The sequence below is a fragment of the Tabrizicola sp. genome, from assembly GCF_030373185.1.
Taxonomy (GTDB): Bacteria; Pseudomonadota; Alphaproteobacteria; order Rhodobacterales; family Rhodobacteraceae; genus Tabrizicola.
Window position 1 is genome coordinate 462,245 of record NZ_JAUCZH010000001.1, and the last position, 17,740, is coordinate 479,984.

The following is a 17,740-nucleotide window of genomic DNA, read 5'->3' on the forward strand; positions in this document are numbered from 1 at the left end:
AAGCGCCGATGACCGAAGCCTTGCCAGTGCCGGCCCCGACAAAAGCGACCCCCGCCGGGGCCGGGCGCAAGGTGCTGTTCTCGGCCATGAAGAACGAGGCCCCCTTCGTTCTGGAATGGATCGCCTATCACAAGGTCATCGGCTTTGATGAGGTCGTGATCTGTTCGAACCCGTCGAATGACGGGATGGAGGAGATTCTAGCCGCGCTGGCCGAGGCGGGGGAAATGCGGCATCTGCGGGCGACGGTTCCAGAGGGGAAATCCCCCCAGATCTTCGCGATCCGAAAGTTTGCCGCTGACGTCGGTTTCCACAATGGCGATTGGTATCTTTGGCTGGATGGCGACGAGTTTCTGAATGTGCATGTCGGGGATCGTACGGTCTCGGCACTTGTCGAGGAACTGGGTGAGCGTCATTGCGCCCTCATCAACTGGCGGATCTTCGGAAGCAGCGGTCACGCGCGTTTTCCGGGAAGGTTCGTATCGCCGGACTTTGCTCGGGCCTCACGCCCCGACTTCCTTATGAATACACGCATCAAGGGAATATTCCGGCATTCCGCCGCGTTCTCCGGCTTTGCCGAGTTCGGCATCCACCGACCACTGATCGCAAGGAACTCCGGTTTGCGGCTGGAGGATTTCGTCACGGGGAATGGCCAGCCCGCCTTGCCAACCGGAAGATCGCACCTGCGCTGGTTGACGGGTGAGGACTTTACAAACACGAGCCAGCTTAACCGCAACGAGTCGGGTTGGGCGTTGGCGCAGATCAATCACTACATCGTCAGGACCAAGGATTTTTTCGGTCTGAAGCAGAAGCGAGGGCGCGGGTATGTCTCACGCAACAACGCCCGGAAAGTGCGGCATACCGACGAGTTTTTCCGGGAACATGACCGCAACGAGGCTGAGGACCGCTCGATCCTGCATTGGCAGGATCGGGTGACCGCCGAAATCGACCGGCTGATGCAGATCCCGGATGTTGCGGCGGCGGTTGCGTCGTCTCAGGCGCTGGTGGAGGGGCATCTGGCCCAGCTTGCAGCGCCGGTAGCGGCCGCAATGGCTGACGCGCCCGATGGTGGGAATGCCTTCGCCATGGCTTTTCCGGCGGCGGAGCGGGGGCTTTTGGAAAGCTGCTATGCCAGGGCGTCCAATGTTCTGGAATACGGCGGTGGTGCGTCCACCGTGCTTGCCGCCAGATCGGGTCTGTCGGTCATCTGCGTCGAGGGTGACAAGAACCGGGCCAACCGGCTGGCCGCGCATCTGTCGGGCATTACGGACAAGGCCCGGGTGCATCCTGTTGATATCGGGCCGACCGGCGAAGATGGCAGGCCGCTGAAGCCGCGCGCGCACCAGCGGTTTCACCGCTATGCCCTGTCGGTCTGGGACCGCCCCGATCTGGCGGAGCCTGACCTTGTGCTGATAGCCGGGCGCTTCCGGGCCGCCTGTCTTGCGGCCGTCAAGCTGCGCGCAACGCGCCCGACGACTGTGCTTTTTGCCGATTATGCGGACCGCACCCACTACCACGGCGTTGAAAGACTTGCCGTGAAAGAGGAAGTCGCCGGTCACATGGCGCGCTTTACCGTCACCCCCGGTCCGATCCCGCCCGAGATGATGACCGAGGTCGTCGGCTGGTTCTCGGACCCGCGCTGAACAAGATAATTGCAGAATTCAGGAAGAAAAACATGCTTGAGATCAAGAACCTGCACGTCAAACTTGAAGAAGAGGACAAGGTGATCCTGCGCGGTGTCGATCTGAAGATCGGCCCGGGTGAGGTGCATGCGATCATGGGGCCGAACGGGTCGGGCAAGTCCACCCTGTCTTATGTGCTGGCCGGGCGTGACGGTTATAGCGTGACCGATGGGTCGGCCACGCTTGAAGGCGCCGAACTTCTGGAGATGGAGCCCGAAGAGCGTGCGGCGGCCGGTCTGTTTCTGGCCTTCCAGTATCCGGTGGAAATCCCCGGTGTTGGCAACATGACCTTCCTGCGCACCGCCGTGAACGCCCAGCGCAAGGCGCGTGGCGAGCCGGAACTGAGCGCGGGGGACTTTCTGAAAGTCGTGCGCGAAAAGGCCAAGACCCTGAAGATCGACGCCGACATGCTGAAGCGTCCGGTCAATGTGGGCTTTTCCGGTGGCGAGAAGAAGCGCAACGAGATTCTCCAGATGGCGATGCTGGAACCCCGGATGTGTATCCTTGACGAGACCGACAGCGGCCTTGACGTCGATGCGATGAAGCTGGTGTCGGATGGGGTGAACGCGCTGCGCGATGCCGGGCGGTCGTTCCTTGTAATCACGCATTATCAACGGCTTCTGGACCATATCAAGCCCGATGTGGTGCATATCATGACAGCGGGGCGGATCATCAGGACCGGCGGGCCGGAACTGGCGCTGGAAGTGGAAGCCAACGGCTATGCCGATATTCTGGGCGAGGTGGGCTGATGGCTCTGGCGAAGGTCAAGGAAGACGCGCTCAGCGCTCGGGTGGCCGGCCTGTCGTTGCCGGAAGCGGCCGGTTGGCTTGGGGCTGCCCGTACCGATGCGCGGGCGCGGCTTCAGGCGATGGGCCTGCCGGTGCGGCGCGATGAATACTGGCGCTACACCGATCCGTCCAGCCTTGTGGCCCAGGACGCCCCAGCCGCCTCCCGCTTTGACCCGGGTGACGAACCCGAGGCGTTCGACGGTATCGATCGGCTGAAGATCGTCTTTGTCGACGGGGTGTTCGATCCCGCGGCTTCGGATGATCTGACCCTTGCCGGGGTCGAAATCGAGCGGCTGGAAACGGCGGCATCGGCGCAGATCCACTGGGCGCAAGGCATCTTCGGCGTGCTGGAGGCGCGAGGGCAGACCCCGGTCGCGCGCCCCTTCGCAGCGCTTGGCACCGCCTATGCCAAGGACGGCATCCTGATCCGCGCCACGGGTCGTGCCGCGCGGCCCGTTGCTCTGATTTATTCGCATTCATCAGACACTTCCGATGCAATCCTCCACCATTGCGTGAAGCTGGAGGCGGGATCGAACCTGACGCTTCTGGAAAGCGGCCCGGCGGCTGCGCGCTTTACCAAGGTGCTGGAGGTGGATGTCGCCGATGGGGCAGAGTTTCACCACATCCGGGTCCAGGGACGCGACCACGAACGCCGCGCCGCGACGCATCTTTTCGCCCGCGTCGGTGCCGGGGCTTCGTTCAAGTCCTTCACCCTGACTGCGAATGGCCGACTGACTCGCAATGAAGCTGTGATCGAACTTGCCGGTCCTGCCGCCCGCGCCCATCTGGCGGGGGCCGCAGTGGGGGATGGTGATTTCCACCATGACGATACCGTGTTTGTCACGCATACCGCGCCTGACTGTGAAAGCCGGCAGGTGTTCAAGAAAGTCTTGATGAACGGTGCTACCGGCGTGTTTCAGGGCAAGATTCTGGTCCGGCAGGGCGCGCAGAAGACCGATGGCTATCAGATCAGCCAAAGCCTGCTTCTGGACGAAGACAGCCAGTTCCTTGCCAAGCCGGAACTTGAAATCTACGCCGATGACGTGAAGTGCAGCCACGGATCGACCTCGGGCGCGATTGACGAGACGGCACTCTTTTATCTGCAATCGCGCGGCGTGCCGCGCTCGGCGGCGCAGGGCTTGCTGGTGCTGGCTTTCCTTGCCGAAGCGATCGAAGAGGTCGCCGACGAGGTGATTGCCGACGACATCCGCAGCCGGCTTGAAGGCTGGCTGGCGCGGCATGCGGCAAAGGGCGGGAAATGACCGTCTCAAGCGATCTGGTCGCCACCTGGCGTCAGCCGCGCGCGGCCTTGCGCCGCCATCTGGCGCGGGGTGTGTCGGAGCCTTTTGCCTTCACGCTCCTTTTCGTGTTCCTGATCCTTGCTTTTGTTGGCCAATGGCCGATTGCCGCCCGCGAGGCCTATTTCGCCTCCGAGCCTTCGGCGGCCCCGCGGATTCTGGCGCTTGCCTTGGCGGTTCTGGCGACAATCCCGCTTTGGTATGGGCTTGCTGCACTTAGCCGCATTGTGGCTGCTGTGTTTGGCGGTAAAGGCACGTTCTATGCGGCGCGGATTGCGCTGTTCTGGGCGCTGGCCACGGTCGGGCCGCTGATGCTGCTTCAGGGTTTGGTCGCGGCGATGGTTGGGCCGGGGCCGGGGCTGGTGGCGGTGCGGACGCTGGTTGGGGTGTCCTTCCTTTGGCTTTGGCTCACCATGTTGCATGAGGCGGAACGCGGATGACCGGGCTTGGACAGCAGATAATGACACTGGCGCGGTTGTCGCTGCAAGACCCCCGTGCTGGGGCGCGGGCGCTGCTGCGCCTTGGCGTGCCGATGCCGGCGCGCACCTTGGGGCTGTTGTTGATGGCTGTGGCCTCGGCCGTGCTGATGCAGGTCGGGTTCATGATCCTGCCGCCGACGGATGACCCGCTGGCGGTTCTGATGATGGCAAGCCCGCTGCGGACAGCGGTCATCCAGTGGCTGATCCTTTCGGTGTCGGTTCTGTTGATTTACCGGGTCGGGCGGGCATGGGGTGGCAGGGGCAGCTTGCCGGACAGCTTGCTGGTCGTGGTCTGGTTGCAGGTCATCATGCTGGGCGTGCAGGCGGTGCAGGTCGTGGCCTTGCTGATTGCGCCACCGGTGGCCGCGATCATCAATCTTGCGGGGCTGGTCCTGTTCTTCTGGCTGATGACCAGCTTCATTGCCGAATTGCACGGCTTCACCTCACGCGGGAAGGTGCTTGCGGGCATCCTTGTGACCAGCTTTGCCGTGGCGATGATCCTTGTGTTCCTGTTGCTCTTGACGTTCGGACCGGAGGCATTGGGCAATGTATGACATCGCAAAGGTCCGCGCGGATTTCCCGATCCTGTCGCGGCAGGTGAATGGCAAGCCGCTGGTCTATCTGGACAACGGGGCGTCCGCGCAAAAGCCGCAGGTGGTGATTGATGCGGTCACGCAGGCCTATTCCATGGAATACGCCAATGTTCACCGGGGTTTGCACTATCTTTCCAACCTTGCGACCGAAAAGTATGAGGCCGTGCGCGGCAAGATCGCCCGGTTCCTGAACGCCGGTTCGGAACATGAGATTGTCTTCGCCTCTGGCACGACCGAGGCGATCAACCTTGTCTCCTACGGCTGGGCCGCCCCCCGGCTTCAGGCGGGTGACGAGATCGTCTTGTCGGTGATGGAGCATCACGCCAACATCGTGCCTTGGCATTTCCTGCGCGAACGTCAGGGCGTGGTGCTGAAATGGGTCGAGGTGGACGCAAACGGCGATCTTGACCCGCAGGCCGTGCTGGAGGCGATCACCCCGCGCACGAAACTGGTGGCCGTGACCCATATGTCAAACGTGCTTGGCACCGTGGTCGATGTGGCCGCCATTGCCCATGGCGCGCGCGAACGGGGGGTGCCGGTGCTGGTTGATGGCAGTCAGGCTGCCGTCCACATGCCGGTGGATGTGCAGGCGATCGGCTGCGATTTCTACGCCATCACCGGCCACAAGCTTTACGGCCCCTCCGGCTCGGGCGGCATCTACATTCGCGCCGATCGTCAGGCCGAAATGCGCCCCTTCATGGGCGGTGGCGACATGATCCGCGAGGTGACGCGCGATACCGTCACCTGGAACGACCCGCCAATGAAGTTCGAGGCAGGCACCCCCGGCATTGTCCAGCAGATCGGGTTGGGTGTGGCGCTGGACTATCTGACCGGGCTTGGGATGGCCGATATCGCGGCCCATGAACGCAGCTTGCGTGATTATGCGCGTGACCGGCTTTCGGGGCTGAACTGGCTGAATGTGCAGGGAAATTCAGCCGGGAAGGGCGCGATCTTTTCCTTCACCATGGAGGGGGCGGCCCATGCCCATGACATTTCAACCATCCTTGACAAGCGCGGCATCGCGGTGCGCGCCGGCACCCATTGCGCGATGCCGTTGATGGATCATCTGGGCGTCACCGCGTCCTGCCGCGCGTCCTTCGGGCTTTACAACACCGTTGATGAGGTGGACGCGCTCGTTTCGGCGCTTGAACTGGCGCATGAGCTGTTTGCCTGAACTGCAAGGCCGGTCAGAACGACCACTTAATCCCGATCATGGCCGCGCTGTCGGACACTCCGGCGCGGTTGCCGTAGTTTTCGGCGTGGACCACTTCGAACAGCATTTCCGAACGCTCGCCCATCGGCATCTGATAGCTGATCGACAGCTCCATCTGCCGTTCCTGCGGCGCCAGGTTGACGTCGATGGACCGCACTTCGGACAGGCCATCGCCCAAAGCGACCGGCACCATCATGCTGGCGGCACCTGATGTCACCGCAACCGGCATCGACAGGCCAAGCGTCAGCCGGTCATCGCGGGCAAAGACGTTGCGGCTGCCGATATCCAGGCTGAGGCTGTTGAAACGGGCCAGACTGACATCCGAAATCGCCCGCGGCGCGCCCAGATCGGCCAGGCCCATTTCGCCGGAAAGCGCGAAGAAGCCGCCACTTCCGGTGTCATTGGTCAGCGCGACGGTCAGCGCAGCCATGTCCGCGCCACCGGTATCGCCCTGCCCGGAAAACCCCATGACGCTGCCGCTGTCGCGTGCCAGCTTGACGCCCAGATCAAGTTGCAGATCGCCATCCGTCACGGTCTGCGACAGGGCAAGGCCATAATCGTCGCCGCTGCCGATCAGAACCGCTGCCTTGACGCGTCCCTCTGGTCCCGCAAGGTCCAGCGTCTGGCCGGGATGGGCGGCGAAGGTGTCGGCAAGCGGGTTCAGGGGGGCGATCCGCGCGGTTGCGAAATCCTTGCCAAGGGTGCGCGACGCGACCGCTGTTGCCAGCGAAACGGGGGCAACTTCGGTTGCGAAGGATTTTGCCGCCACCTCAAAACCTCCGCCTAGCGCGTCGCTTACCGATAGGTCGATCCCGTCAAGGCTCAGAGTGACGGCATCGCCCATCGCGCCGCCGGTGGAAAAGCTGAAGTCCTTGGTTTCGATCGTGTCGCCATCTGCAAGCGCAAGGGTCACCGGCCCGATTGGCAGGAGCGCGGCGCGGATGTCCAGAAACCCGTGACCGAATTCATTTGAAAAGGCGTGCAGGAAGGTGCCGGGACCATCCAGCAGATCCATGGTCCCGGCGCTGGTGAATCCGGTGAAGGTGTTGTCGGCTGATGCAAGCAGCCGCGCGCGCAACTGGTGCGGCGTCAGGGCAGGGAAGGCCTGCGCCAGAAGCGCAAGCGCCCCGGACACTTGCGGCGCGGCGAAGGAAGACCCCGTACTGCTGCCATAAGAGGTATTCGTGGCTGCTGTTGCGGCGGTCCAGTAGCCATCTGCCATCAGGCACCAACGGGCAGCCTCAAGGCACGGTGCCGAAGCACGAAAGGCGACGGCACTGACCCCGTTGTCATCAAAGACCGGAACCGCATTGCCAACGGCAAGCCATCCCGGCTCCAGCGTTGTCTCGATGACTGGAAGGGCTTCCATCAGGCCGGCCAAAGTAGCGCTCTGGTTGTTCGAGATGGCGAAGACAACAACGCCCTCGGCCGCATAGTCCTTCAGCGCAGAAAGCCAGGCCTGTCCGGGCGCGCTGCCGAAAATGGCATTGTAGCCGGTCTGGTTGATGAAGGTATTGCTGAAACCCCACGAATTGTTCTGCGCGACGGCCCCCCGCTGGCGCGCGTCGACTGCCGCCGCCGTCAGATCCTGAAAGTTGCCGAATGCGTTGCCGAAGGCAAGGTTTGCCCCCGGTGCGACACCAACCATGTAGGGCGAATTGCCAGCCGCGATCGAAGCGACCATCGTGCCATGATCCTCAATGGCCGGCGACCCTGTGATGCTGTTCGATTTTCCTGCGAACGCCTCGTGCGTGGTGCGGAAGCCGTCGTCGACGATGGAAATCACCTGTCCCGCACCGGTCAGGCCGACAGCGTGGGCATAATCCACGCGCGATGAATGCAGTGGGTTGGAGAAGACCTGCTGGCCGTTGATGTTGAAGGTTCCGTTCTGAAGCTGGAACCGTGGCGAGTTGTCCCTGAAACTTGCGGCGGCAAGGCGCCAGTTCCGGGTGATCGTCGCCATGTAATAGGATGCAAAGATCCCTGATCCGCCGGGGCCGGGGGTAATGGTGAAGGTGCCGTCAGACGCGTCTTCCTCGCCGCCGCCGCAACCGGCCAAGAGGGCCACACAGCACAGAGACGCCATAAGCGAAGACTGCCGGCGGGCTTTATGGGTTTGGGGTTGCATGGGCGTCTCCTTGCGAATCCTGATCGGAGGTTCAACTTAAAGTTGGGCAAATTTTTGCCGGCGAGTCATCAGCTTTTCGATCCTCGCCCTGTGGCAATCAGGCGACAAAGGGTGTCGGCCCGACCAGATTGCACAATTGTCCGATAGCGGTGCCAGCAACCGATTGCCGTTGAAACCCGTTCCGCCTTCCGCTAAGACCGCCGCAGGCACCCGTAGCTCAGCTGGATAGAGCGCTGCCCTCCGAAGGCAGAGGTCACACGTTCGAATCGTGTCGGGTGCGCCAAGCATATCAAATGCTTAGATGATTTCCGATGCGTGGGCCAATCTGGCCGGTAAGCAATAGGAAAGCATCGACCTCGTTTCCCTCGACTCACTTGGTCGGTTTCCGGCGGCACTTCTGCCGCTGCCACTAGTGACCTAGAGGGAAAGACATGACGAGCCCGAACACGATTGCCGAAGCCTTCACCGTCTAGACCGAGATCGAGGCCAAATTCCCCGTATTCGACGACGAGGCCTTGATCCGCCTTGCCGCGGAAAAAGCGCGGATCGAGGATGCCGCCGTCCTGCTGCCTGTGACTTCTGCGCTAGACGGGTGGCGGCTTATCGACATGACGACCGAGGACGGGGGCGATGTGACCGCGACCGCTGACGCCCTGTTCCGGCGGGCGCGCGAGGAAGCCCTCAGCCCGGCGCCCCAAAGCCTCCTTGCGGCGATCTTCGACCAGTGGCTCCCACCGGCCCAGCAATCGGCAGATGGCACGGCCACCGATGCGGGAATTCAGCACGACCTCTCCCTTGTAGACGCGGCCGCCAAGCTTCCCACGGTCGAGCGTCTGGACGTGTGGCGCAAGGTGGCGATGGTGATGGACGTGACCGCCCGGCATACAGGTGCAGAGGCCGCCCTGATGCAGGAAGCCCGCGCTGCCCTTGCGATCAAGGGTCCGACCCACCACTGAGCGGCCATAGCGCGGCCCTGCCTGACCGGGTGGGGCCGCTTCGCAATCTTGTGGGTTGAACGATGGACAAGACGAACGAAAAGAAGTGGCTGGTGCCGGAGTATCTGAGCGAGGCAGAGGTTGCTGTGACCTTGGGCCGGTCCCGTAAGTGGTTGAAGCAGACGCGGGCCGCGCTGGAGCGAAGGCATCCCACGGGTGGACGCCCTGACCGGGCTCACCTGCCGCTAGGACGTGCTGGCATGGATCAAGCGCCGCCGCCGGGTGGCCGATGTATCCCGAGGCAGAAGCCGCGGCAACGGCAAAGGCCAATAGCCCGGGCGTGGCGGGCATCAACTGGAGCAAGCTGTAGCCGCCGCCGCCTGTTCAAGTCTGGGACGCGATCACTTGCCCGACCCCCGGGGGCCTCGCATGGGGGGTGGGGGTCGATCTCTGGGGGGGGTGGGGGGTAAAATCGGGGCACATGATCTCACTACTCCACACCCGCCAGCGCCAGTTTTCAAAATTTTTCCTATCTCTCGCGGCAGGCTTTGTGCACCATCGGGAGCGGCAGCATGCGCAAGATAGTTGCCGACCCACTTAAGGGGAAGGTCGAACTCTACTGCTGGGAGTTGGAGCGGGCCGACCGGTTGCTTGCGGGCCAACGCGTGTTTAGGCGGGCACCGACGCTCTCGGCCCAAAGCTGCCGGTCAACGCCCCCGATTACTGCGCCGTAGGCCCGTCCAAAGCAGACATTCGTCAAGGGATTGTTGGTGAGCGCCACAAGTGACACCGAAGTACAATTGGTAGCACTGGCCTTACTGGCCTGCTTTCTTACTGCCTGTTCAACCGGTCAAAACCGCATTGCGGTTCCTAGACGGGCTCAGGAACGCAGCAGATGCCCAAGCTGGCGAAGGTAATCCAGTTGATCGCGAGCCTTAATGACATCGCTGGACTTGATGGTCACTTCCAACAGACATTCGCCTGTCTGGGCATTTGCCATCGCGCGCCCATCCGGACCCACGACGAGGCTGCGTCCGCAAAAGGGCGCGGCTTCGCCGTCACCGGCATAGTTGCAGTAGGCGACAAAGATGCCGTTCTCGCAGGCGCGGGTCGGGATAACCGCGTCGGGGATGACCTGCCATTTCGGGCTGAGAGCGGTTGGCACGATCAAGAGCAACGCCCCTTCCAGACTGGCGTGACGGACAAGCTCTGGGAACTCGGCGTCGAGGCAAATCAACAGGGCCACTGGGACGCCCTTGATCTCGAAGACCGGTGCGGGTTTGCCTCTGGTGAAACACTCACGCTCATAGTCATTAGCAGTTGTTTGCTTGCGATAATTGGCCACAACTGTGCCATCTGCACCGATGCAGATAGCGCTGTTATAAATGCGCCCGCTATCGGTTTCGGCATAACCAAGGACAACTGCTATGCCATGGCGGACAGCAAGCGCGCGAACTCCGGCGATGAAGGTGCTACGCTGGTTCACTGCTTCAGCGCGAGATGCCAACGCGTCGCCATAGCCCGGCCAGCACAGCTCGGGCGTAATAAGCACATCAGCCCGGGTCTGCGCCATTGCCTTGTCTAGCGACTGAAGAAAACCTTCCGGAGAGGATACCACTGGCGCACGTTGCCAGAGGGCAAGTGTCACTTTTGTCATTCTAGCCTACCGATCAGAAGCCGAGGAGCCGAGGAAGGAACAGTGAAAGCTCTGGAACGAAGGTGACCAGCAACATGACCGGCAAGGCGACGAAGGCGATCAGCTGTAACGCCGGAACAACGGCATGATGGATCGAGACTTTGCCGATCCGGCAGGCCATGTAAAGGATTGGGGCGACCGGCGGGCTGTTGGCCCCGATGACCACAGAACAGGCCACGATTGACGCGTAATGCACCGGATCAACCCCGTGGGACACCACCAAGGGCATCATCAGGGGCGCGATCACGACAGTGACCGACAGATCGTCCATGATCATGCCGACAAAGATCAGGAAGGCATTCACCAGCAGCAGGATCAGGATCATGTTATCGGTGACTTTTGTGGCTGCTTCGGTCAGGTCCTGCGGCACGCCTTCGGCCACCATGATCCGGCCGATCATGAAGGAAAACAGCAGGATCAGGATAATGGTTCCGGTCGTCTCGCCCGCTTCCAGAAGGCTTTGACGGAACCGGGCCAGTGTCAGGTCGCGGTAGATGAAAAAGCCGATCAAGATGGCCATGAAGAGTGCCACCGCGGCGGCCTCGGTAGGAGTGAACACGCCGCCGTAAATTCCGCCTAGAATGATGACTGGCATCATAAGGGCTGGCAAGGCCTGCATCGTTGACCGCAAGGGGCTTTCACCGTTGCTCTGGCGTTTCAAGGCTGCGGCTCGTTCCGGCGTGTCCTTCAGGATGCGCCGGGTCATGATCTTGTTGAAGATCATCAGGCCCAACATCAGCAAAAGCCCCGGCACCACGGTTGCCGCGAAAAGCGCCGTGATGGATTGCTTGGTGACCACTCCGAACAGGATCAGCGTGATCGAGGGCGGGATGAGGATGCCCAGAAGCGAGGACATTCCAAGCAGCGCTGAACTGTAGCCGCGCGGATAGCCGCGTTCGGTCAGCGGGTCGATCATGATTGTGCCGATCGAGGCAACCGCCGCAGTCGCGGTGCCGGAAATCGCACCAAAGACGCCGGAGGTCGCGATCATTGCGCCGCCCATGCCGCCCTTGCGACCACGCAGGACCAGTGCCATGAAGCGGATCAACCGCTCGGCCACACCGCCCGATTGCATCAGGTAACCGGCCAGCACAAACAGCGGCAGCGCCAGCAGGATGACAGAGTCGAGTGAGCGAAACCCCTGCAAAAGCAGGGTCGTGGTGTTCACGTCATAGGCCCAGACCAGGAACATCAGCACTCCGGCAAAGGACCACGCGACGGGCACGCCAAAGATCATCAGCGCCATCAGAAGGCCAATTGCATAGATCGCTTCCATGGCTCAGATCTCTCCGGTTTCGGGCGCGGAGAATCCCAGGACGACCCGGGCGGCGATCACCAGATCGCGCAGCGCGTAGATGATGAACAGGCCCGAGGCCAGCACGATGGCCGATTGCGGGATCATCAGCGGCAGGCTGAGCGCGGCTGTCGTTTGCGGCCGGGCAATCGACCAGTCCACCATGTCGCGGGCAAGGCCGATGAGAAACAGGCTAAGAACCACCATGATAGCTGACACGGCCAGATCATGCAGGGCTTTGGCGCGCGGCGACGTCAACGCTAGGGAAAGGAAGTCGACCACCAGATGCTGCCGGTTGCGTGCCGCGATCACCGCCCCGCACATGTAAAGCCACATCGCCGAAAGGGTCGCCAGTTCCAGCACCCCCACGACCGACCAGCCAAGGACAAAGCGGGCCAGCACCAGAAACAGGATCAGGACAGTGACGGCCAGATTGGTCACGATGACCACCAGGCCCATCGCCCACATTATGGCCCCGTCGAGCCGATGAAACAGCGCAGCCATCGGATGCTCTCCCTTCAAGGAAAAAGGGCCGCCCCAACCAAAGGGCAGCCCAGGGTGCGATCAGTTCGCGTTGGCTCGGATCAGGTCCATGATTTCCTTGCCGACGTCGGGCTCCATCTGGGTCCAGACTTCCGCACGCACCTTTGCGGCGATCGGAGCGATCTGTTCGTCTGACAGTTCGAAATATTCCATGCCCCCGGCAACGGCCAGATCGACGTATTTCTGGTCGGTCGCCTGGGCGTCGGTGAACTGCTTGGACATTTCGGCAACGGCGGCATCCTCGATCAGCTTCTGATGCTCGGGCGACAGTTCGTTGTAGCTTTCCAGATTGGCCAGCAAGTTGCCTGTCACAAAGGTGTGCTTGGTGCGGACATAGTAATCCAGCACGTCGCGGAAGTATTCGTAATCCCAGTAGATCACGTTGCCCGCGTCGCCATCGACGACCCCGGTCTGGATCGAGGTATAGACCTCACCCCAATCAATCGCGGCGGTCTGGTAGCCCATCGATTCCAGGATTTGCGGGAAGGGGAACAAGGGCGGCGTGCGCACCTTTATATTGGAAGCACCGGCAAGATCGGTAGCATAGGCACCACGGGTGGCGACCCCACTGAACCCTTCGGGCCAGGCGCCGAAATACTTCAGCCCGATGTCGTTGAACACCACGTTCAGCGCGCCGTTGACCCAACCACCAGGTTTATAGGCCTCGAAGGCCTCGTCCCACGATGTCACCATGTAGGGCGTGTTCAGGATGCCGATCCGCTTGTCATAGGAAGTCGAGGGCCAGGAGAGCATCAGGTCGACTTCACCGGCCACGAACAGGTCGAACACCTCCAGTTGGCCGCCAAGTTCGTTCTGGTAGAAGACGCGCGTCTTGATCTCACCGTTGGAGCCTTCTTCGATGGCCTTGGCCCAGTTCGCGATGGCCTGGCCCGACGGTGACTCGCGATCGCCCGAGTCGGTTGCGATCTTCAGTTCGATCTCGGCAAGCGCGGGAAAGGCCATCAGACCCAACGCAAGTGCCGAAGTTGAAAGGAATTTTCCAAGCATTCTTCGCCTCCTTGTTGTGATTGGGTCAATCCGACCCCCATAACATAACATCTGTTATGTCACAGATAACGTATGTTATGCTCTTCCTCTGTCAACAGAAATCTCTATGAAGTGTCAGGATGACGAAGGGCGACACGAAAAAGCCGGAAAGAGAGCAGGAACACCGGGTCTTGATACGGCAGGACTGGGTTGCGGCTGCACGACAAGTGCTGATCGACAAGGGCGTCTCCGGCATAAAGCTGCGCGCACTGTCCGAGTCGCTCGGCGCAACGACGGGGGCCTTCTATTGGCAATACCGAAACCTAGAAGAGCTGTTGGAGGATGTCCGTCAGGACTGGGCAGAACGGAACACCGCGCCCTTCACCCGCGCCATCGCGGCGGCCGGACCTTCCGGCATGCACCAGTATATCGCTTATGTTCGCACGCTTGTCCTTGGGGGCGAGTTCAATCCGCGCTACGACAACGCCATTCGGGACTGGGCGCACGGCGACAAGCGAACAGCGCATGTTCTGCGTGAGATCGAAATCTTTCGCATCAACCAGCTACGCGAGGTTTTCGCGGCTTTGGGTTTCGAAGGCCACGAAGCACTTATCCGGGCCCGCGTCACCTACTTCCACCAGGCTGGTTACAATGCGATGCAGATCACCGAAACGCAGGAAGAGCGCCTTCTGAACATCCCCTATTATGCCGAGATCCTAACGGATCGCACAGATCTTCGCTCACTCAGGACCGCCGAAGAAGTGCGCGCGATGCTCATAGCGCCGCTCGCTTCTGCATCGTGAAGAGATGCCAGAAAATTGCCCGGCCGCCAAGCGCGACATATAGTGGAAACGCGCGGCCAAACCAAGGACTGAAGAACAGTTGAAAGGCATTCTGCGGCTGCATGTAGGGGCGCTGCTTCAATGTCCGAGCTGCCATTCGGCTGTGCAAGTAAAGCCCTTGAAATGAACGACCGCTTTCCGCCCTTAACTGCTTGTCACTCCGAGGTTAACTGGTTGTTGCAGTAGGTTTCGAGCCTTGACGTCGTGCATTTGTCCTTTGGTGTGATGTGTTCATCCTCGGCCCATGTCCAAGATCATCACCCTTGCGCATCAGCGCCCCGCCCGCATGTCGAAGAAGTTCCGTGAGGTCCTGCGCCTGCACGAGATCGAGGGCATGTCTGTCACCGACGCCTGCGCCAAGGTGGGCTACAGCCGGGCGGCCTACTACAAGGCTTGCAAGAACTCCGCGGTAAAGGATCTTATCCGTGACCTGCGCCGAGAACTGGTCGAGAGTGCCGACGCAAAGAAGGCCTTCCTGAAGTTCAAGGCTCTCGAAGTCGCTTTCGAGCTTATGACCACCAGCAAGAACGAAGCGATCCGGGCGCGGATGGTCGAATTCCTGGCGGCTGACGCGAAGGTGTCGCCGGTTTCGGTTCACGTCGACGCAAGCCGGGTCGAGCAGGTGGTCGGTTACAGCTACAAGCGACCTCCTGCCTTGGGTGGCCCAGACGACGATGGTGAGGCGGTGCCGACGTAGTCAGGCGCCGGGCATCGCGTGCTTGGCTATGGTCGCATCAAGGCATTCGCCGCGGTGATGATCTCTTCGGCGATTTCGTTCGGCGTGTGATCTGCCCAGAACCGACCTTCTATCGACATGGGCTCTGCAACGCCGATGGCGAAGCTCTCGAACATCACCCGCTCAGAGAAGTGGCTATTAACCGAAGATGCCTTCCTCGTCCGGCGGACTTGCATCCATACGAGACCAATCCGCTCCTTCATCAGCCAGTTTGGGACGAGGGTCGTTCTGGAAAGCTTGTCTTCGATCCTCCACCCGGACAGAAACCCTTGGCTGACGCAAAACCTCTCATTCTCGAACAACTTCACGGCAAACCCCATGAGACTGAAACGGTCTCGACAGTAGGCTCCAAAGTGCCACGGCGGGCAACGCTGATCTTGCTCCATGCTCTCCGCCGCGCCCGAAAGCTGGATAGGCGCAAGGGGAGCGTCATACCTGCGGCAAGGCGGAACGTGCCGGGCGTCCGCCGGCCTTGGTCACTGTGCGGGAGGCGCAGACTGAAGCTTGAACGTGACCTCAAGCGTTCCGCAGACCAGCCGCAGTTGGTCTGCCCCAAGGTCGAAGGTCACCAGTTCGGCGGGGTGAAAGGACTTGGAGGTCTTGGTGATGAAGCCGGCCAACATGCTGGGGTCGACGGCCAGTTCCTTCGTCACAGATCCGGTCGGCGACCACGAGGCCGTGCCGGTTCAGAAGATAGGCGGATGCCTCGCGGGGATTGAGGTGCAGGGGCGGAGCAATAATGTCGAGCATGATGGTCACCTTGTTGAGGACTGACCGCGCCACACTGCACCCGTGTGCTCCATTTCAATAATGCACTCAGATTTCACCTCATTCCGGCTCGTTTTCGCCAATGTTTGCCAATCGACGCATCACGTTAGGCCGTCTGGCAGTGACTTTTGGGCAAGTGTCAGATTGGCAGCACTTGCGCCATCTGCCGGGGAAAAGCCTGCATTAGGCGTTACCGCCCGGCGTCCGCCCGCAACTGAACGACCTCAGAAAAAGGTTCTTCGTCGCGATAGGCGTCCGCGCAGAGTAGCGAGAAGATGCGTCGGGCTGTGTCGTCGGCGACGCCCAGCAGGTGCTTGTCGACCCGGGCAATATAACCTTGCGTGACACTCCCTTGCGCGTGCCCCAAGAGGCCGGCGATAGTTACCTCTGTTGCCCCCAGAAGGTTGGCAACGGACGCAAAGGTATGTCGAAGCGCGTGCATCGAGAACTCCATCAGCGCATCTCTCTGAGCCTCTGAAAGGTCCGGAAGCGAAACTATCCGTTCGATAGCTTTTGGCAGCCCCCCATATGCGCTGTGTTCTTTTCTATCCGCTGGAAAGACAAAGTCTTCTGGTCGCGGGTTCGCTTGGACAGATCGAAGCCGCTCCAGGAGATTTGCAGCGGCCCGGGCGAGCGGCCGAATAGATGCGCCAGTCTTCGAGGAAGGCAGTCGAATTGCCCGGCGGTCAAAATCTACTTGGCGCCAAGTGAGCCCTAGCACTTCCTGCCGCCGCAGTCCGGTCAATGCTGCGAGTTCAATAGCAGAAACGGCGTTGGGGTTCTCTCCCGTTTCGCGGGCAATCCGTAGGGCCACGCCCAGTGCCCGAAGCAAGCCCTCTGGATCCGACAGAGTGCGCTTTCCGTCCGCAGGCAACCGCACTCCCTTTGTTGGGTTGGCGTCGATCAAGCCACGCTCTATCGCGAAGGCCATGATTGCTGAAAGCAAGGTGACCGCTTTCTTCGCGGTGCCAGCGCCACCGGTCACAACGATCCGACCTCGTGCCCTTGTGGATGCCTCCTGCTTGCGCGTGGCTCCTGATTTCACGGCGCGCAAAAGCCGGTCGACATCTTGCCGGGTGATTTCGCGGACAGGCTTATTCCCAAGACTCGGAAGAATGTGGTGTGTGGCCCGACCGAGATCGACGGCCAACGTTGAAGCCGCTTTCCCTTGGCCGCGCCGGGTGAGGATTTCTCCCGCGGTGGCGGCCTTGAAATACTCCGTCGTGAGGTCGGCTAAGGTCATCGCCTTCCGGTGCGCTTCCCGCTCATCTGACGGACTTAGACGAAGCTCGTTCTTAGCATGCAGGCGTCGCGCTTCCGATCTGGCCTCTGTCGCGGTTATTCGGTGAGCCTGGCCGATTGTCATCCGCTTTGACTGACCGCCCTTCGACTTGTCCCGAAACTGGATCAGATAGGACTTCGATCCCGCCGGCTTCACTCTCAGCCCAAAGCCGGGAATGGCGTCGTCCCAGTAGACGAGGTCGCGCTCTGTCGGCTGAACCGTGTCCACAAACTCCTTGCTGATCTTCGGCATGTCATCTCCCGACGGGTAAGCAATGGGAAAGCAGGTAAGCGAGTAGATCAGCGATCTACAGAGTTGACAGGTGCCATAAATGCAGCCATGAAATCAAGTGAAATCGGATGTTTGGGAAGAATAGAGTAAACGGGTAAGCATGGGATATGCGCTAACATTTGCCCTCCGAAGGCAGAGGTCACACGTTCGAATCGTGTCGGGTGCGCCATTTCTCCAGACCAGAATCG

17 protein-coding genes and 1 tRNA gene are annotated in these 17,740 nt (G+C 61.1%); 10 read left to right on the top strand and 8 right to left on the bottom strand.

Annotated elements, in window-relative coordinates:
• Positions 1-8 precede the first annotated feature (8 nt).
• The 6 genes from QUV21_RS02240 to QUV21_RS02265 are packed head-to-tail and all read left to right on the top strand — an operon-like array spanning position 9 to position 6,011.
• The gene (locus QUV21_RS02240; RefSeq protein ID WP_300852895.1) at positions 9-1,640 is read left to right on the top strand and encodes a glycosyltransferase family 2 protein; all 1,632 of its coding nucleotides are present in this window, start codon (positions 9-11) and stop codon (positions 1,638-1,640) included.
• Positions 1,641-1,672: 32 nt separating this feature from the next.
• The gene (sufC, locus tag QUV21_RS02245) at positions 1,673-2,428 is read left to right on the top strand and encodes a Fe-S cluster assembly ATPase SufC (RefSeq protein ID WP_300852897.1); all 756 of its coding nucleotides are present in this window, start codon (positions 1,673-1,675) and stop codon (positions 2,426-2,428) included.
• Entirely contained in the window at positions 2,428-3,729 is a 1,302-nt protein-coding gene (gene sufD / locus QUV21_RS02250) for a Fe-S cluster assembly protein SufD (RefSeq protein WP_300852899.1), read from the top strand. The genes sufC and sufD overlap by 1 nt, the downstream gene beginning before the upstream one ends.
• A complete protein-coding gene (locus tag QUV21_RS02255; RefSeq protein WP_300852900.1) occupies positions 3,726-4,205 on the top strand; it encodes a YIP1 family protein in 480 nt (159 codons plus the stop codon). The genes sufD and QUV21_RS02255 overlap by 4 nt, the downstream gene beginning before the upstream one ends.
• Positions 4,202-4,798 (top strand): YIP1 family protein, encoded by a 597-nt coding sequence (locus QUV21_RS02260; protein WP_300852902.1) that lies wholly within the window; start codon positions 4,202-4,204, stop codon positions 4,796-4,798. The genes QUV21_RS02255 and QUV21_RS02260 overlap by 4 nt, the downstream gene beginning before the upstream one ends.
• Positions 4,791-6,011, top strand: a complete 1,221-nt coding sequence (locus QUV21_RS02265; RefSeq protein WP_300852903.1) for a cysteine desulfurase — start codon at positions 4,791-4,793, stop codon at positions 6,009-6,011. The genes QUV21_RS02260 and QUV21_RS02265 overlap by 8 nt, the downstream gene beginning before the upstream one ends.
• 13 nt (positions 6,012-6,024) lie before the next feature.
• Here the strand turns inward: QUV21_RS02265 and QUV21_RS02270 are convergent, their stop codons facing one another.
• On the bottom strand, positions 6,025-8,178 hold the full coding sequence (locus QUV21_RS02270) for a S8 family peptidase (protein WP_300852905.1): 2,154 nt from the start codon (positions 8,176-8,178) through the stop codon (positions 6,025-6,027).
• Positions 8,179-8,384: 206 nt separating this feature from the next.
• Here QUV21_RS02270 and QUV21_RS02275 point away from each other — a divergent pair.
• Positions 8,385-8,461 (top strand) — tRNA-Arg (locus QUV21_RS02275).
• Between the two features lie 232 nt (positions 8,462-8,693).
• Positions 8,694-9,134, top strand: a complete 441-nt coding sequence (locus QUV21_RS02280; protein ID WP_300852907.1) for a hypothetical protein — start codon at positions 8,694-8,696, stop codon at positions 9,132-9,134.
• Positions 9,135-9,993: 859 nt separating this feature from the next.
• On the opposite strand, the gene QUV21_RS02285 is transcribed toward QUV21_RS02280, so the two are convergent.
• Genes QUV21_RS02285 through dctP form a run of 4 tightly spaced genes read right to left on the bottom strand, consistent with a single transcriptional unit; the run spans position 9,994 to position 13,654 of the window.
• Positions 9,994-10,770: a nitrilase-related carbon-nitrogen hydrolase gene (locus QUV21_RS02285; protein ID WP_300852908.1), complete on the bottom strand. Its 777-nt coding sequence runs from the start codon at positions 10,768-10,770 to the stop codon at positions 9,994-9,996.
• Between the two features lie 13 nt (positions 10,771-10,783).
• Positions 10,784-12,085 (bottom strand): TRAP transporter large permease, encoded by a 1,302-nt coding sequence (locus QUV21_RS02290; RefSeq protein ID WP_300852910.1) that lies wholly within the window; start codon positions 12,083-12,085, stop codon positions 10,784-10,786.
• A 3-nt stretch (positions 12,086-12,088) separates the two neighbouring features.
• On the bottom strand, positions 12,089-12,607 hold the full coding sequence (locus tag QUV21_RS02295; protein WP_300852912.1) for a TRAP transporter small permease: 519 nt from the start codon (positions 12,605-12,607) through the stop codon (positions 12,089-12,091).
• Between the two features lie 60 nt (positions 12,608-12,667).
• A complete protein-coding gene (gene dctP / locus QUV21_RS02300; RefSeq protein ID WP_300852914.1) occupies positions 12,668-13,654 on the bottom strand; it encodes a TRAP transporter substrate-binding protein DctP in 987 nt (328 codons plus the stop codon).
• A 119-nt stretch (positions 13,655-13,773) separates the two neighbouring features.
• Between dctP and QUV21_RS02305 the strand changes: the two genes are divergently transcribed.
• Entirely contained in the window at positions 13,774-14,436 is a 663-nt protein-coding gene (locus QUV21_RS02305; protein WP_300852916.1) for a TetR/AcrR family transcriptional regulator, read from the top strand.
• 283 nt (positions 14,437-14,719) lie between these two features.
• Positions 14,720-15,172, top strand: coding sequence for a hypothetical protein (locus QUV21_RS02310; protein WP_300852917.1), 453 nt, complete (start codon positions 14,720-14,722; stop codon positions 15,170-15,172).
• Between the two features lie 26 nt (positions 15,173-15,198).
• Here QUV21_RS02310 and QUV21_RS02315 read toward each other — a convergent pair whose 3' ends face one another.
• From QUV21_RS02315 to QUV21_RS02325, 3 genes are all read right to left on the bottom strand, one after another.
• Entirely contained in the window at positions 15,199-15,519 is a 321-nt protein-coding gene (locus QUV21_RS02315) for a hypothetical protein (protein ID WP_300852919.1), read from the bottom strand.
• Between the two features lie 168 nt (positions 15,520-15,687).
• The gene (locus tag QUV21_RS02320; protein ID WP_300852921.1) at positions 15,688-15,864 is read right to left on the bottom strand and encodes a hypothetical protein; all 177 of its coding nucleotides are present in this window, start codon (positions 15,862-15,864) and stop codon (positions 15,688-15,690) included.
• 305 nt (positions 15,865-16,169) lie between these two features.
• Positions 16,170-17,513 (bottom strand): tyrosine-type recombinase/integrase, encoded by a 1,344-nt coding sequence (locus QUV21_RS02325; protein ID WP_300852922.1) that lies wholly within the window; start codon positions 17,511-17,513, stop codon positions 16,170-16,172.
• Positions 17,514-17,740 lie beyond the last annotated feature (227 nt).

Excerpts from the sequence above, each read along its gene's own strand:
- QUV21_RS02310 (WP_300852917.1), top strand. The coding sequence starts at position 14,720 with ATGTCCAAGATCATCACCCTTGCGCATCAGCGCCCCGCCCGCATGTCG.
- dctP (WP_300852914.1), bottom strand. The coding sequence starts at position 13,654 with ATGCTTGGAAAATTCCTTTCAACTTCGGCACTTGCGTTGGGTCTGATG.
- QUV21_RS02240 (WP_300852895.1), top strand. The coding sequence starts at position 9 with ATGACCGAAGCCTTGCCAGTGCCGGCCCCGACAAAAGCGACCCCCGCC.
- QUV21_RS02270 (WP_300852905.1), bottom strand. The coding sequence starts at position 8,178 with ATGCAACCCCAAACCCATAAAGCCCGCCGGCAGTCTTCGCTTATGGCG.
- QUV21_RS02285 (WP_300852908.1), bottom strand. The coding sequence starts at position 10,770 with ATGACAAAAGTGACACTTGCCCTCTGGCAACGTGCGCCAGTGGTATCC.
- QUV21_RS02255 (WP_300852900.1), top strand. The coding sequence starts at position 3,726 with ATGACCGTCTCAAGCGATCTGGTCGCCACCTGGCGTCAGCCGCGCGCG.
- QUV21_RS02325 (WP_300852922.1), bottom strand. The coding sequence starts at position 17,513 with ATGCCGAAGATCAGCAAGGAGTTTGTGGACACGGTTCAGCCGACAGAG.
- QUV21_RS02260 (WP_300852902.1), top strand. The coding sequence starts at position 4,202 with ATGACCGGGCTTGGACAGCAGATAATGACACTGGCGCGGTTGTCGCTG.
- sufC (WP_300852897.1), top strand. The coding sequence starts at position 1,673 with ATGCTTGAGATCAAGAACCTGCACGTCAAACTTGAAGAAGAGGACAAG.
- QUV21_RS02265 (WP_300852903.1), top strand. The coding sequence starts at position 4,791 with ATGTATGACATCGCAAAGGTCCGCGCGGATTTCCCGATCCTGTCGCGG.
- QUV21_RS02295 (WP_300852912.1), bottom strand. The coding sequence starts at position 12,607 with ATGGCTGCGCTGTTTCATCGGCTCGACGGGGCCATAATGTGGGCGATG.
- QUV21_RS02290 (WP_300852910.1), bottom strand. The coding sequence starts at position 12,085 with ATGGAAGCGATCTATGCAATTGGCCTTCTGATGGCGCTGATGATCTTT.
- QUV21_RS02305 (WP_300852916.1), top strand. The coding sequence starts at position 13,774 with ATGACGAAGGGCGACACGAAAAAGCCGGAAAGAGAGCAGGAACACCGG.
- sufD (WP_300852899.1), top strand. The coding sequence starts at position 2,428 with ATGGCTCTGGCGAAGGTCAAGGAAGACGCGCTCAGCGCTCGGGTGGCC.